At 44.6% G+C, this 14772-nt stretch carries 13 protein-coding genes; 6 read left to right on the forward strand and 7 right to left on the reverse strand.

Annotation, left to right across the window (positions count from 1 at the left end):
* Positions 1-31 precede the first annotated feature (31 nt).
* Positions 32-994 (reverse strand): nitrilase family protein, encoded by a 963-nt coding sequence (locus ACED25_RS01835; RefSeq protein ID WP_017099345.1) that lies wholly within the window; start codon positions 992-994, stop codon positions 32-34.
* Between the two features lie 105 nt (positions 995-1099).
* Between ACED25_RS01835 and ACED25_RS01840 the strand changes: the two genes are divergently transcribed.
* Positions 1100-1981: a LysR family transcriptional regulator gene (locus ACED25_RS01840; protein WP_017099344.1), complete on the forward strand. Its 882-nt coding sequence runs from the start codon at positions 1100-1102 to the stop codon at positions 1979-1981.
* A gap of 180 nt (positions 1982-2161) precedes the next feature.
* Here the strand turns inward: ACED25_RS01840 and ACED25_RS01845 are convergent, their stop codons facing one another.
* The 5 genes from ACED25_RS01845 to ACED25_RS01865 all read right to left on the reverse strand — a co-directional run bounded on the left by ACED25_RS01845 (position 2162) and on the right by ACED25_RS01865 (position 8527).
* On the reverse strand, positions 2162-2698 hold the full coding sequence (locus tag ACED25_RS01845) for an RNA-binding S4 domain-containing protein (RefSeq protein WP_017099343.1): 537 nt from the start codon (positions 2696-2698) through the stop codon (positions 2162-2164).
* Positions 2699-2814: 116 nt separating this feature from the next.
* A complete protein-coding gene (gene yejF, locus ACED25_RS01850) occupies positions 2815-4467 on the reverse strand; it encodes a microcin C ABC transporter ATP-binding protein YejF (RefSeq protein WP_371694504.1) in 1653 nt (550 codons plus the stop codon).
* 9 nt (positions 4468-4476) lie between these two features.
* Positions 4477-5499 carry an ABC transporter permease gene (locus ACED25_RS01855; RefSeq protein ID WP_017099341.1) on the reverse strand — a complete coding sequence of 341 codons (1023 nt, stop codon included), beginning with the start codon at positions 5497-5499 and terminating at the stop codon, positions 4477-4479.
* A gap of 31 nt (positions 5500-5530) precedes the next feature.
* On the reverse strand, positions 5531-6619 hold the full coding sequence (locus ACED25_RS01860; protein ID WP_017099340.1) for a microcin C ABC transporter permease YejB: 1089 nt from the start codon (positions 6617-6619) through the stop codon (positions 5531-5533).
* Positions 6620-6631: 12 nt separating this feature from the next.
* The gene (locus tag ACED25_RS01865; RefSeq protein ID WP_371694505.1) at positions 6632-8527 is read right to left on the reverse strand and encodes an extracellular solute-binding protein; all 1896 of its coding nucleotides are present in this window, start codon (positions 8525-8527) and stop codon (positions 6632-6634) included.
* A gap of 392 nt (positions 8528-8919) precedes the next feature.
* Between ACED25_RS01865 and ACED25_RS01870 the strand changes: the two genes are divergently transcribed.
* On the forward strand, positions 8920-9963 hold the full coding sequence (locus ACED25_RS01870; RefSeq protein WP_017099338.1) for an endonuclease/exonuclease/phosphatase family protein: 1044 nt from the start codon (positions 8920-8922) through the stop codon (positions 9961-9963).
* Between the two features lie 150 nt (positions 9964-10113).
* Here the strand turns inward: ACED25_RS01870 and ACED25_RS01875 are convergent, their stop codons facing one another.
* Complete coding sequence (locus ACED25_RS01875; RefSeq protein WP_017099337.1) at positions 10114-10743, reverse strand: porin family protein; 630 nt, start codon at positions 10741-10743, stop codon at positions 10114-10116.
* Between the two features lie 392 nt (positions 10744-11135).
* On the opposite strand from ACED25_RS01875, the gene ACED25_RS01880 reads away from it, so the two are divergent.
* The 4 genes from ACED25_RS01880 (at position 11136) to rbsC (ending at position 14757) form a co-directional block, all read left to right on the forward strand.
* Positions 11136-11450 carry a winged helix-turn-helix domain-containing protein gene (locus tag ACED25_RS01880; RefSeq protein ID WP_017099336.1) on the forward strand — a complete coding sequence of 105 codons (315 nt, stop codon included), beginning with the start codon at positions 11136-11138 and terminating at the stop codon, positions 11448-11450.
* Positions 11451-11729: 279 nt separating this feature from the next.
* On the forward strand, positions 11730-12149 hold the full coding sequence (rbsD, locus tag ACED25_RS01885) for a D-ribose pyranase (RefSeq protein ID WP_009844907.1): 420 nt from the start codon (positions 11730-11732) through the stop codon (positions 12147-12149).
* Between the two features lie 113 nt (positions 12150-12262).
* The gene (rbsA, locus tag ACED25_RS01890) at positions 12263-13768 is read left to right on the forward strand and encodes a ribose ABC transporter ATP-binding protein RbsA (protein WP_009844906.1); all 1506 of its coding nucleotides are present in this window, start codon (positions 12263-12265) and stop codon (positions 13766-13768) included.
* Positions 13765-14757 (forward strand): ribose ABC transporter permease, encoded by a 993-nt coding sequence (rbsC, locus tag ACED25_RS01895; protein ID WP_009844905.1) that lies wholly within the window; start codon positions 13765-13767, stop codon positions 14755-14757. Before rbsA ends, rbsC begins: the two co-directional genes overlap by 4 nt.
* Positions 14758-14772: the final 15 nt, after the last annotated feature.

Below are 14772 nucleotides of genomic sequence, written 5' to 3' on the forward strand. Positions count from 1 at the left end.
AATACATCCTTTTTCACCAGCACTTACGCCATTATTTCTCAGCAAAGCGCGCTTGGCGCGGATCAAGTTCATGACCAAGAGGTTGTGTGAGTGAATGATATAACTCTGGCTTACGGCCACGAATCCAGCGTCTACCAGTACACATGTCTAACTCTTCTGCTTTTAGCTCTGCAATCACCATGTCGTTATCAACACTATCGGTCTCAGCAATGATTTCACCATAAGGGCTGAGGATCATCGCATTGCCTGTTCTTACTTCATCCATATCAACGCCGACACCATTACTAAACACCACAAACATACCGTTGTCGTGCGCTCTTGCAGGCAACCAACGCATTAACCACTCGCGTCCATTCTTGCCCTGCATTTCAGCACGAATCGCCTCTGGGTTTTCATCTCGGTTGAACCATAACTCAGGGTCAATTCGCTTCATCGCGTTCGGGCTTCGTGAATGACAACCGCCCGTTTGGTGCGGCGCAATCAATATATCAGCCCCCTTCAAAGCAGTGATCCTGACATTTTCAACCAAGTTGTTATCCCAACAAATCAAGATACCAACTTTGCAGCCATGCGGCGTATCGAACACCGTGTACTGGTCTCCACTGCTCATGTGAGAACTAACAAAGGTGTGCAGTTTTCGATGTTTCTGAACTTCTCCATTTGGCATGGCAAATACGTAGGTGTTGTATAGCTCGCCATCAGTACCCTGCTCTATCAAGCCTGCACCAACGCTCATGCCAAATTGTGTTGCCAGTGAAACTAACTTTTGAGTGGATTCACCGCTCGGTACAGGTTCCGCTAGCACTTCAATTTCATCGCGAGACAAAGCAGACACATGCCAATAACCGGTAATACACATCTCTGGGAAACTGATGATTTCCACGTCAGTGTCCGCAGCCTTTTGAACATATTGCTCTATGACCGATAAGTTGTACGCCTTGTCACCCGCATGGTGGTTGAATTGAACCGACGCTACTTTAATGTCTTTCTTCATGATTCGTCCTCAAGCTTTGCTTTATCTGATTGGTATGAACCTAGTATAAAAAATCAATTCAATTCCATATAATGAAACATATTCTCAATTCAATGAGCATTTGGAATGGAATTTGATCTACTGAAGGCATTTTGTCAGCTGGCTAAATCGGGAAATTACCGTTTGGCGTCAGAGCAGCTCTACATCACTCAATCGGCACTCACTAAAAAGATTCAACGACTTGAATCCAACATTGGGGCATCTCTGTTTTCTCGTGGCAGGAATGGCGCAGAGCTCACGCACGCGGGGAAAACGTTACTAGCAGAAGCCCAACGTTTGGTTCATTCAATGCAAGCGTTTGAGCAGCTGTCAGGCTCTGTGGTCAAAGGGACTCAGGGACATTTGAACATTGGCTTTGGCGTGTCTACTTATCATGAAGCACCCAAGCTTATTGCAGCTTATAAACAACGATACTCAGACGTTCATATCACGTTAAATGACACACCTTCCAAGCAACAAACAGATGAACTGTCAAACCATGAACTCGATATCAGCTTCAATCGGATACCAGAATCATCGGATTTAGAAAGCCTAACACTGTTCAATGATTCGCTTGTGGTCGCGATACACAAAGATCTTCTCAAGCAAGCGCCAAGCAAAAATCACGTCGTCTCTGAGTTATCGAAATGGCCTTATCTAAAGCTGGCCCAACATCGCGGGCCCGGATTAGACAGACAGATTCAACAATATTGTCTTGCGAATAAAATCGACTTATCAAAAACGCAAGAAGCCGATGATATTCTCACCCTGCTTGCCTTGGTTTCTGCCAATACCGGCTTCACCATTGTTCCTAACAGTGCTCAGTTCATTAGCAATACCGATGTAGAATTCATTACTTTAGAAGGTGAATACGCCACTTGGCCAGTCGGGTTGATATGGAATGGGAAGAGTGAAAATCCACTCAGGGATCGATTTGTGGAGTTTGTGGCTAATCAAAAAGAAAATTAGGCCGGAAGCTAAATTACACCAACAAAAAAGGCTCACTAGATAGTGAGCCTTTTGATATCTGCGTAACGTAAAACCGAGGTCTAACGTTGCTTGATGTTCAAACGAATAGTTTTAAAAGATTCATTTTAGAAAAGCAGTTTAGAGCTGAACTATAGAACTATAGAACTATAGAACTATAGCTTAGAAGAACTCGATAGAGTTACGGCCGCTTTTGTCGTCACGTGTTGGCTTCGGCGTATCTGCTTTCTTTTTCGGTTTCTTCTCTTTTTTCTCTTTCTTTGGTTCAGCCTTTGCGCTTAGCATTTCTGCTTTGCTTTTCTTAGATTCCTTCTTCTTAGAATCCTTTTTAGACTGACCTTTCTTCGCCTTGTTCTCTTTTTTAGGCGCTTCTTTCTTTTTCGGCTTTTCTAATTCTTCTTGTACTGGCTGATCACACACCACTACATAGTATTCTTGGTTGAATTCAAAGAAGTCGCCATCGTACATTTTACGACGCTTACGGGTTTCTAGCTCACCATTTACCGCTACGTAGCCTTCAGAGATGATGTGCTTAGCTTCGCCGCCACCACTCACTAGGTTAGCAATTTTAAACACTTTGTAGAGCTCGATTGGCTGTGATGAAACATCAATACCAATTGCTTCAATTTCAATCTCTTCGCCTTCTTCGCCCAGCTCTTGGCCTTCGTAATCAGCGTCTTCGTAATGTTCTTGGTCCATGGTGACCTCTACCTAAATATGTACTTCTGAAATATTGGGCGCAGTGTAATCTTAAAACAAGTAAATGACCATGTTGAATTCACCGAGCACTCTTTTGTTCTCGTTACGCACCCACTTTATAGCGCACCACCAACATTCGAAAGGCTGACAAGCTGCTTGGTGTATTCATGCTGCGGATTACCAAACAAAGTCTCAGTGTCGCCCTTCTCTATCACCTCGCCAGCTTTCATGACGATAGTGTAATGACACAAGGATTTCACAACATTCAGGTCATGGCTGATAAATAGATAAGTCAGACCATACTTTTCTTGAAGTGATTTCAACAGATCCAGCACCTGCGCTTGAACCGTTCTGTCGAGTGACGATGTGGGTTCGTCTAACAAGATAAACTCTGGCTTTAATATCAGAGCACGAGCAATCGCAATACGCTGCCTTTGTCCGCCAGAAAATTCATTTGGGTAACGGTGACGAGTTTCTGGGTCTAAGTCGACCTCTTTCATTACGTCACAGATGCGTTGGTCGAGTTCAGTGTCGTCCAATTGTTGATGTACTAACAAGCCTTCGCCAATCACTTGCGCGACCGACATTCTCGGATTTAGCGCAGAAAACGGGTCTTGAAAGACCACTTGCATACGGCTTCGAAACGGTAGCATCTGTTGACGGTTTAAGCCTTGAATTTGTTCGTCAGCGTAGGTAATTGACCCTTCACTATCCACCAGCTTAAGTATCGCCATACCAGTCGTCGATTTACCAGAACCACTTTCGCCAACTAAACCGATTGAGTGCCCTTTCTTCAAAGTGAACTCCATGTCGGTTACGGCTTTGACATGAGAAATGGTTCGCTTGAATAAACCGCCCGTGATCGGGAACCAAACACGAAGTTGATTTACATCGAGTAGCGGTTTGCTTTCGGGTGACACAGGAACGGGCAAGCCTTTCGGGTCAGAGTTGATAAGCTTTTGCGTATAAGGGTGAGCAGGCGCATTAAACAGGGTATGACAGTCGTTACTTTCAACCAAGCGACCATCTTTCATTACCGCTACTCTGTCGGCAATCTTACGAACGATACTTAAGTCATGAGTAATGAAAAGCATCGCCATACCCAATTCTTGTTGCAGGTCTTTCAACAAATCCAAAATCTGCGCTTGTACCGATACATCCAATGCGGTTGTCGGCTCATCAGCGATAAGTAGCTCAGGTTCGTTGATCAGCGCCATTGCGATCATCACACGTTGGCGCTCTCCACCAGATAACTCGTGCGGATAGGCTGAAATCTTTTGTTCTGGATAACGGATGCCCACCTTGGATAGCCACTCTATCGCCAAGGCTTGCGCTTTATTGGTTCGCATACCACGGTGAATCGCGAGCGTTTCAACAAGCTGTTTCCCAACTCGATGAAGCGGATTAAGCGACACCATGGGTTCTTGGAAGATCATACCGATGCGACCACCACGAATCCCGCGCAGTTGTCTTTCAGAACAACTCAGAATGTCGGTGCCAGAGAAGTTAATCTTACCGTTCAAGTAATGTAAGGAGCCTTTAGGCAGCAGTTTTAACACTGAATTAGCGGTAACCGATTTGCCTGAACCACTCTCTCCTACCAGCGCCAGTGTCTCACCTTTGTATATCTCCAACGAGACATCGTGAGTCACTTGTTCTATCGAATCTTTACGTCCAAATCCTACCGACAATTTGTCGATGGTCAGAACTGGAGATGCATTAGCAGCCTCTGCTGTTGACCCTGAAGTAGGAGCTGTATTTGAAGTCATAACCTATCCTTACTTCTGTTGATGTGGGTCGAAGGCATCACGCACCGCTTCACCAACGAAGACCAGTAACGTAAGCATCAGTGAAAGCACGACGAAAGCAGAAATGCCAAGCCAAGGCGCTTGTAAGTTAGCTTTACCTTGCGCCAATAGTTCACCCAATGAAGGCGAACCCGCAGGAAGACCAAAGCCTAAGAAATCTAATGAGGTTAACGTAGTGACCGAGCCAGACAAAATAAACGGCATCATGGTTAATGAAGCCACCATCGCATTGGGTAACATGTGACGAAGCATAATGCGTTTGTCATCAACACCCATCGCTTGGGCGGCACGAACGTAATCAAAATTACGACAGCGTAAGAATTCGGCTCGAACGATGCCTACCAAACTCATCCAACTGAACAGCACCATAATTCCGAGTAACCACCAGAAGTTCGGCTCGATAAAACTCGACAGAATGATCAGTAAGAACAGGGTCGGCATCCCTGACCAAACTTCAATGAAGCGCTGACCAAACAGATCCACCCAGCCACCGTAGTAACCTTGGGTCGCCCCAACAACCACACCAATCACGCTCGATACAATCGTCAGAATAAAGCCAAATAAGACAGAAATACGGAACCCATAAATGATGCGAGCTAATACATCTCGCCCTTTATCATCGGTTCCTAACCAGTTCACCGAGTCAGGCTCCGACGGCACCGCGCCCGAAATATCGAAGTTTATCGTGTCGTAGCTAAACGGAATGATTGGCCACACGATGTAGCCGCGGTCTTCAATGAGTTCGATAACATACGGGTCTTTGTAGTCGGCTTCGGTTTCAAACTCACCACCAAATTCGGTCTCGGCGTATTCATTGATAACAGGTACAAACCACTGATTATCATAAGAAACCAAGAGTGGCTTATCGTTGGCGATGATCTCAGCGAACAGGCTCAATCCAAACAAAATGGTAAATATCCAAAGGGAGATAAAACCACGCTTGTTTGCTTTAAAACGTAACCAACGAGCTTCAGCTAAAGGGTTGTTAAACATTTATTATCAATACCTTTTTATTCATTCGCCATTAACGCGCTTCAAAATCAATTCGAGGATCAACCCAGGTATACGTCAGGTCGGAGATAATGCTCAGCACCAAGCCAAGCAAGGTCATGATATAGAGAGAGCTGAACACCACGGGATAGTCACGTTGAATGGTTGATTCAAAGCCAAGCAAACCAATGCCTTCGAGTGAAAACATCACTTCAATCAACATAGAACCCGTGAAGAAAATACTAATAAATGCGCTCGGGAAACCGGCAATAATGATCAGCATCGCGTTACGGAAAACGTGCTTGTAGAGAATACTGCTCTCGTCCAAGCCTTTCGCTCTCGCGGTCACCACATATTGCTTATTGATCTCATCAAGGAAGGAGTTTTTGGTCAGCATGCTGAGTGTGGCAAAGCCGCCGATGACCATAGCAAAAATAGGCAAAGCTAAGTGCCAAAAATAGTCGCCTATTTGCTGATACCAATTGAGCTGATCAAAGTTACTCGACACCAGACCACGCAATGGGAACCAACTGAAATAGTTACCGCTTGCAAACAAAATAATCAGAATGATCGCAAACAAGAAGCCTGGAACGGCATAACCGACAATCACCACCGCACTCGACCAAATATCAAAACGAGAGCCGTGATGTATCGCCTTCATGATGCCCAAGGGTATCGAGATCACGTAGATGATTAACGTACTCCACAATCCCAAGGAAATGGAAACAGGCAGTCGCTCGATGATGAGATCAATCACGTTACCGCCTTTAAACAGGCTTTCACCGAAGTTAAAGGTCGCGTAGTTTTTCAACATGTCGAAGTAGCGAACATGAATCGGCTTATCAAAACCAAACTGCTTTTTTATCTCTTCAACCGCTTCAGGATCAAGCCCGCGAGAGCCTTTATAACCACTCGCAGACGCTTGGTCACTTTCGCTTAAATCAACTTCTTGCCCACCACCAGAAAAGCGCTCCATGATGCCAGAGTTATGCCCTTCTAATTGGGCAACGGCTTGCTCTACCGGGCCTCCGGGCGCTATCTGGATGATGAAAAAGTTGATGGTGATGATCGCCCACAGCGTGGGGATCACCAACAATAAACGTCGAAATATATACGCGGCCATGCTAACTAACTCCTAGCGACGTTTTTCAGGAAGCAATGCCGCCTTCTCTTCTGAAATCCACCATGTATCGATACCTAAATCGTATTTAGGCAATACATCTGGACGCTCAAACTTGTCCCACATTGCTACGCGATATTCACCAACGTGCCATTGCGGGATGTTGTAGAAATTCCACTGCAATACTCGGTCCAGTGAACGACCGAGAGTAAGAAGCTTTTCAGGATGTTGTTGGTTACGCGCAATTTCTTCTGTTAACGCGTCAACCACTGGATCGATAACACCTGCAGTATTGTAAGTAGAATCAATGTAGTTAGAGTTCCAAACGATCATTAAGTTCGGGCTAGGGTAAGGGTTTGCGGAAAATGACGACGACACCATGTCGAAATCACGATCACGCAAGCGCTTGATGTACTGAGTCGTATCGATGGTACGGATCTTCATCTCAATACCCATGCGCTTAAGGTTCTTTTGAACCGGCGTTGCGATACGTTCCGTGGTTGGGCTGTAAATCAGCAACTCAAATGACATCGGCTTGCCGGTCTTTTCGTTGGTCATCACTTTGTCTTTCAATACCCAACCCGCTTCTTTCAGCAGTTTGAAAGCGGTACGCATTTGGCTACGAATACGGCCGCTGCCATCGGTGACTGAAGGTTGGAATTCTTCGGTAAACACTCGCGCTGGAATCTGATCTTTGTACTGAGACAGCAATTCAACTTCAGCTGCGCTTGGTAAGCCTTTCGCTTCATAGTCGGTGTTCTGGAAATAACTACGAGTACGTTTGTACTGACCATAGAACATGTTCTTGTTCATCCACTCAAAGTCCATCGCATAGGTTAACGCTTCTCGAACTTTAGGATCTGAGAACACAGGAGATTGAATATTGAAGACAAAACCTTGAGTCGTTTCAGGCTTCTCATGGTTGATCTCTTCTTTAATGATGTAGCCTTTATCGAAGTTCGCGCCTGTGTAAGAGTTGGCCCAGAACTTAGCCGAGTTCTCGGTTCGAAGATCGAACTCCCCTGCTTTGAAGGCTTCCAGCATTACGGTGTCATCGCGATAGTAATCGTATTGCACTTGCTTGAAGTTATTACGACCAACATTGACGGGCAAATCCGCAGCCCAGTAATTTTCATCTAAACCGTATGTAACGCTTTGACCAGACTTGTAGCTGATGATCTTATAGGGACCACTGCCTACTGGTGGTTCACTTAGAGGCTCAGACAGCTTTCTGTCTTTCCAGAAATGTTTCGGCAATACACGAGTGCTTTGCGCAAAACTAAACAGCTTCTCGCGGTTTGGCTTATTCATCTCAATACGAACAACCGAATCAGAGACAGCCGTTACAGACTCGATTTCTTTGTAATACACGCGATATTGAGGCACACCTTCTTTCGAAAACTTGTCAAAGGTGAAGGCAACATCGTGCGCAGTGATTGGTTTACCATCTTGAAATTTAGCATTTGGGTTGATGTCGATTTCCATCCAAGTGAAATCACTGGCGTAGCGAACCTTTGAAGCGATCAATGGATAATACGCCTCGATCTCGTCGCTCGGAGAAAACATCAAGGTATCGTAAATCTCCCCCGTATAGCTGGCAGCAACGCCGCGGGAACCGAATCGATTAAAGCTATCGTAGGTACCTATGCTGCCATAAGTCACTTTGCCTACTTTTGGCGCATCAGGGTTAACGTAATCGAAGTGAGTGAAATCGGCTGGATATTTTGCTTCACCAAAACCAACCAATTGTGTGGTTTCAATAACGGTGACAGTAGGAGTTGATTCGGTATCAGAAGCGTGTGTGACGGAGGGATATAGAGCAATAAGCGGCAGCATGACTGCACATGACTTCAAATTAGACCTGAAAAACTGAGTGCGCTGCAAGGCTTTGCTTCGGAAATCTGTTCCCATTTGACTCTCCCTTCAAATGTTATGAATTCTATATTCAAGTTGATTAATCGGCTTTGAATGCATGCCGTTAAAACAAGTATAGGTTCAAATCTAACATCATGTAATAACTAATAAAACCATCAGCACTTCATCTCTGACGGTTTATTTACAATTAACTCGTCACCGCTCGAAGTTATTGGATGCAGTTGGCGCTGATTGCTTTGATTCCTTTAATTAGCTTGGTGGCGCTGGAAAGAACGGGGGAAGGAGATTGCTCTAGCGAGAATGACATAAGCCTCCACGGTTTAGATTCCCTTTGATTCGCTTTGAAAGTGAAATTTAGGTTCTAAATAATCAACAAACTATACTTTACTGGAGTATCCTTGCTGCTTAGGTCTAAATGGAATGACACTTTGAACAAACCAAACCACATAACATTTGCAACGTTCAACCTGCTGAACTATCTCGAACCGCCGAATGCGTATTATGATTTTGAGAACATCTACAGCTTCGATGAATGGCAGAAGAAACAGCACTGGATGGCTGAAACGATTCGTTCATTAGATTGTGATGTGATTGGCTTTCAAGAGATATTTAGCCCGCAGTCTTTAGAGCATTTGATGAATGAGCTAGGTTATCCATACTTTGCAGTCGTCGATAGCGCAGACGTTGAAGATGATTACCTATACACCTCCCCTGTCGTTGGTATCGCATCCCGCTACCCAATTGAAAATGTACAGCCTGTTACGCCAGATTCGAAGTTACTGACAGCGTTCAACCTTGGAGACAATTTCTCATTCAACAGAACGCCTGTTCATGCCACGATTACGTTACCCCATTTAGGTTCAACCGACTGTTATGTGGTGCACTTCAAATCACAACGTCCGACAGAACCCAAAGCAGAATCTATCGATGTGGATAACGCTCAGCAAGGTGAAAAATCACAAAGTGACACGCTCACTCGCTTCCACCAAGAGCAACTTGGCTCTTGGTTATCTAGCGTGCAGCGCGGCCTTGAAGCTCAGATGCTGCATCAATACATCACCAATCATCGTTACCAAACCGATCAGCCTGTTGTGTTAATGGGTGACTTTAATAAGCCTCTATTCAACGACGAGTTTAAAGGGCTATTAAGTTATTCAATAAACAGAGACGAAAACAGCAAGCATTGGCTTTCCCACTTCCGGTTAAAAGACAGCTGGGATATTTATCATCAATTGCATGAACAAGACTTACTTGAACAACGCAAACCAACCCACTATTACGGTGCCTCTGGTTCTGTTCTGGATTACATTTTAATGTCGAACGAATTTGACTGTCAGAACTCATCAAGCATGATGGAAATCTCTTGCTACACAGTGCTCGACCATCACCTCATCAATCCCAGCTTTGAACACGACCAATTCAGTACTGACCATGCCATCGTTGCTGTCACCGCTCATATCCGTGAAGCCTAGCTATTCGATTACATCTTCAATCGAGAGTTACCTGAGTTGAACATGAAAAAAACCGCAGTCAAAAACTGCGGCCTTCCACTTTAGCCAAACGGGTTGAGCCAACCGACGCCCCATTTAGAAACCGATTTACCGTTTATCCAATTACGGAACTTAAAAGTTATAGGTTGCGCCAAGGTAGAAAGAAGCCAATACAATATCTTTCTCTACCTTTCTTTGTTTCCAAGAGCTGCCTTCGTCAACTTCTACTGTAAATGCATCGGCTTCATAACCAAGTCTCAGACTTAATTCACAAAGTGGCGTGTACTCAACGCCAAAACCAACTCGTACACCTGCACCAGAATCATCTAAATCAGAACTTGAAGGACGTGAACCGTCTGCATACTTCATATCGAGATCGATTGAAGATAAGCCAATTGTACCAAATGGGCGAACGCCATTATCAAACGTATAACCAAGGTTTGCAGCAATCGAAAAGACTTGAGGAGTCCATGTAAAGCCAGCGTTGCTTCTTAAAGGATATTTAGCAACCACATCACCATAATCCGTGTACTGAAGCTCAAGTGATACAATACGGTTAAACTTATAGCCAGCAATGATACGGTAAGCATTGTCTTCTGCTTCAAACGTCACTGGCTCTTTAATTGATGAAAATAGTCCACCATCATCGACGCCAGAAGTACCAATGGCACCACCTAGATACAAACCACTGTCCGCTGCCATTACATTGTTTGCTGCAAATGCTGACATCATTGCGATGCTTAGAATTAATTTATTGCCCATTACTACTTGACCTTACTTAATGCAAATCAAGATTGTTACGCCTTCCTGTGCTGCACAATCTTGTTAGAGTTACCCGACACCCCGTCGAATTCGCGAACATGATAGGCTCACAGAAAACAAAAAAATAAATAAAAATGTAATCACTTTATAACCCCAGACAACAGAATTAGTTAAAACACCATAAGAGCCTGAATAAAAAAGAAATAAAAAAACACCTAACGTTTGTTTGAACAATCTATTCCCTTCCAAATCATCCGGTTTTTAGGTTTTTCCACCTCGCACTTACGCAAGCTTACTTTCAAGAGTGGCGTGATTTTGCATAATCCACACGCTTTAGTAGCTTGCGACTTAACTCAATCTCAACCATTCAGAATAAGACGAATAGAAACACGATGAACCACACAATAGAGCTCAACGGCTTAATCATTGATACTGACTCTCGAACGATTACTAATGAACAGGGGAATAAAATCACTTTACGCCCTCACCTACTTTCGGTGCTCTGTTTACTGGCAGAAAATTTAGGGGATCCCGTTTCTAGGGAAGATATTATTGATATGTGCTGGGAAGGGGAACTCACCTCTCCTCACATACTTGCTAACGTCATCTATAATCTGCGTAATGTTTTTACGCGCTTAAGAACACCAGACATTCAGATAACCACAATCACCAAGTTTGGCTACATTTTGTCGGTTGACCCCACTTAATTAAATTTAAGCGACACTACATTGTGTCAAAACTGTATGAGCAACACGCCGTAGCGCACTCTTTATATCTCCATTGTGAACGTATTTATGCAATCAATGGCGTTGATTAAGATCACTAAAAAACGCCCCATCGAAACGTTTCGATGATCGTTATCACACTCTAGGAAAGTGAAGAGTGCAAATGATAAATCAGACACTATTATCACTATCGAAACGTTTCGATGGTTTTTCTTGAGTTGTTCTCAACCCATTAAACGTTATTTTTCGATAGGTCGTGATATGAAAAAAAGTACTCTAATTAATTCTGAACTCTCTTACTTAGTGGCGACTCTTGGCCACACAGATGAAATCACGATTTGTGACGCGGGCTTGCCGATTCCAGATCACGTAACTCGTATTGATCTTGCCTTAACTCATGGTGTTCCGAGCTTTCAGCAAACAGTAAAAACCATGCTGGATGAATCTCAGATTGAAGGCGTTGTGATTGCAGAAGAGTTTGCGAAAGTAAGCCCAGACCATCACGCTGCACTGATTGATTTAGTTAAGACAGAAGAAGCGCGTTGCGGCAAATCGCTTTCGATTACTTACATCACTCATGAAGAATTCAAAGAGCGAACGCATGACAGCCGCGCGGTTATTCGTACTGGCGAATGCACGCCATACGCAAATGTTATTTTCCAAGCTGGCGTAACCTTTTAGCTCAAGCTCAGCGTTTGAACCTAAGCGCAACGACAGCTCAGTGTCATCACTGAACCAAAACAATATTTATGCAGAACAATCAAATACAACTGGCCCCGAGTAAAGGAACCGACATGACTCAAGCCATTTTAGAACTTAGCTCAATTGAGAAAGCCTTCCCAGGTGTTAAAGCACTAGATAAGGCGAGCCTCAACGTTTACCCAGGGCGCGTAATGGCGTTAATGGGGGAAAACGGTGCAGGTAAATCAACGTTGATGAAAGTGCTTACCGGCATTTACCACTTGGACGGCGGCACTATCGCATACCAAGGTAAACCCGCAGCATTTAAAGGACCACGTGATTCACAACAAGCCGGCATTAGCATCATTCACCAAGAGTTGAACCTAATTCCTGAGCTAACCATCGCCGAGAACATCTTCTTAGGTCGTGAAATCACAGGCACCATGGGACGTATCTTGTGGAACGAAATGTACCAAGAAGCGGACAAGCTACTTAAACGCCTTAACGTAAAACACAGTTCAAAAACTCCTTTAGGTCAGCTAAGCCTTGGTGAGCAGCAAATGGTAGAGATAGCGAAAGCCCTATCGTTTGAATCTAAGGTCATCATCATGGATGAGCCAACGGATGCACTAACCGATACCGAAACTGAGTCTCTATTTAAAGTAATTAACGAACTACGTGATGAAGGCTGTGGCATTGTTTACATCTCTCACCGTTTGAAAGAGATCTTTGAGATTTGTGATGACATCACCGTGCTTCGTGACGGTAAGTTCATTGGACAATGTGAAGTAAAAGACACCGACGAAGATGGCCTAATCGAGATGATGGTTGGCCGTAAACTGGACGAGCAATATCCACGTATCGGACAGAGCCACGGTGAAACCTGCCTTGAAGTGATTGGCCTGACAGGTTCTGGTGTTCATGACGTGAGCTTTACTCTAAAGCGCGGCGAGATTCTTGGTGTATCTGGCCTAATGGGTGCAGGTCGTACCGAACTGATGAAAGTGATTTACGGTGCCCTTCCAAGTGAACGCGGCGTCATCAACCTAGAAAACAAAACCATCAACCCGGTAAGCCCGAAAGATGGCTTGGCGAATGGCATTGCTTACATCTCTGAAGACCGTAAAGGCGACGGCTTAGTTCTAGGGCTTTCAGTGAAAGAGAATATGTCTTTATGTTCACTTGACCTACTGACAAAGAGCGGTCAAATCCAACATAAAGACGAAGTGATCGCCGTGGATGACTTCATCAAGCTCTTCAACATCAAAACCCCGACTCGCGAGCAAATCATTGGCAACCTTTCTGGTGGTAACCAACAGAAAGTGGCTATCGCTAAAGGCTTGATGACAAAACCAAAAGTATTGATTCTCGATGAGCCAACGCGTGGTGTCGATGTCGGTGCTAAGAAAGAGATTTACCAACTCATTAATAAATTTAAAGCCGACGGCATGAGCATTATTTTGGTCTCATCTGAAATGCCAGAAGTGTTAGGAATGAGTGACCGCATCATGGTGATGCATGAAGGCCGTGTAAGCGGTGAATTTGATGCTAAAGAAGCAAACCAAGAATTATTACTGGCGTGTGCGGTCGGTAAAAAGATCAACGAGGACGCAGCATGAGTACTAAAACCATGAGCAAAACAACTGAAACTGAAGCGCCAAAGAAAAAACCATTAATCAGCAAAGAGTGGCTGATTGATCAAAAGTCATTGATTGCTTTGATCTTCCTGATTGTTGTCGTTTCTTTCCTAAACCCAAACTTTTTTACTGTCGACAACATTCTGAATATCCTGCGTCAAACCTCAGTTAACGCGATTATCGCAGTCGGTATGACACTGGTTATTTTAACCGCGGGTATCGACTTGAGTGTCGGCTCTGTACTTGCGCTTTGTGGTGCATTCGCAGCCAGCATGATTGGCATGGAAATCCCTGTGATGATCGCAGTGCCAACCGCTCTAGTAGCTGGTGCAGCATTAGGTGCTATTAGTGGTGTGATTATCGCTAAGGGTAAAGTCCAAGCCTTCATCGCAACGCTTGTAACCATGACACTACTTCGCGGCGTAACCATGGTTTACACCGACGGTCGCCCTATCTCAACAGGCTTCACAGACACAGCAGACGCATTCGCTTGGTTCGGTACAGGCTACGCAATGGGCATCCCAGTTCCAGTATGGATCATGGTCGTGGTGTTCGCAGCAGTATGGTACCTATTAAACCACACACGCTTTGGTCGTTACGTTTACGCACTGGGTGGCAACGAATCAGCAACTCGCCTATCAGGCATCGACGTAGACAAAGTGAAAATCGGCGTTTACGCAATCTGTGGCCTGCTAGCTGCAGTGGCTGGCATCATCGTGGCATCGCGTTTGTCATCTGCTCAACCTACCGCAGGTATGGGTTATGAATTAGACGCCATCGCAGCCGTGGTTCTTGGCGGCACAAGCTTAGCGGGCGGTCGTGGTCGCATTATGGGTACATTGATAGGTGCACTGATTATCGGCTTCCTAAACAACGCCCTAAACCTATTAGACGTATCTTCTTACTACCAGATGATTGCAAAAGCAGTGGTTATTCTTCTGGCAGTATTGGTCGACAACAAAAACAAATAAGACTCTAGTTTGAGT

The sequence above is a fragment of the Vibrio sp. 1F263 genome (genome assembly GCF_041439035.1).
In the GTDB taxonomy this organism is placed as follows: domain Bacteria; phylum Pseudomonadota; class Gammaproteobacteria; order Enterobacterales; family Vibrionaceae; genus Vibrio; species Vibrio tasmaniensis_A.

Coding starts and splice junctions, on each gene's coding strand:
- yejF (WP_371694504.1), bottom strand. CDS start 4,467: ATGACTTCAAATACAGCTCCTACTTCAGGGTCAACAGCAGAGGCTGCT.
- ACED25_RS01840 (WP_017099344.1), top strand. CDS start 1,100: ATGGAATTTGATCTACTGAAGGCATTTTGTCAGCTGGCTAAATCGGGA.
- ACED25_RS01880 (WP_017099336.1), top strand. CDS start 11,136: ATGAACCACACAATAGAGCTCAACGGCTTAATCATTGATACTGACTCT.
- ACED25_RS01875 (WP_017099337.1), bottom strand. CDS start 10,743: ATGGGCAATAAATTAATTCTAAGCATCGCAATGATGTCAGCATTTGCA.
- ACED25_RS01835 (WP_017099345.1), bottom strand. CDS start 994: ATGAAGAAAGACATTAAAGTAGCGTCGGTTCAATTCAACCACCATGCG.
- rbsA (WP_009844906.1), top strand. CDS start 12,263: ATGACTCAAGCCATTTTAGAACTTAGCTCAATTGAGAAAGCCTTCCCA.
- rbsD (WP_009844907.1), top strand. CDS start 11,730: ATGAAAAAAAGTACTCTAATTAATTCTGAACTCTCTTACTTAGTGGCG.
- rbsC (WP_009844905.1), top strand. CDS start 13,765: ATGAGTACTAAAACCATGAGCAAAACAACTGAAACTGAAGCGCCAAAG.
- ACED25_RS01855 (WP_017099341.1), bottom strand. CDS start 5,499: ATGTTTAACAACCCTTTAGCTGAAGCTCGTTGGTTACGTTTTAAAGCA.
- ACED25_RS01865 (WP_371694505.1), bottom strand. CDS start 8,527: ATGGGAACAGATTTCCGAAGCAAAGCCTTGCAGCGCACTCAGTTTTTC.
- ACED25_RS01860 (WP_017099340.1), bottom strand. CDS start 6,619: ATGGCCGCGTATATATTTCGACGTTTATTGTTGGTGATCCCCACGCTG.
- ACED25_RS01845 (WP_017099343.1), bottom strand. CDS start 2,698: ATGGACCAAGAACATTACGAAGACGCTGATTACGAAGGCCAAGAGCTG.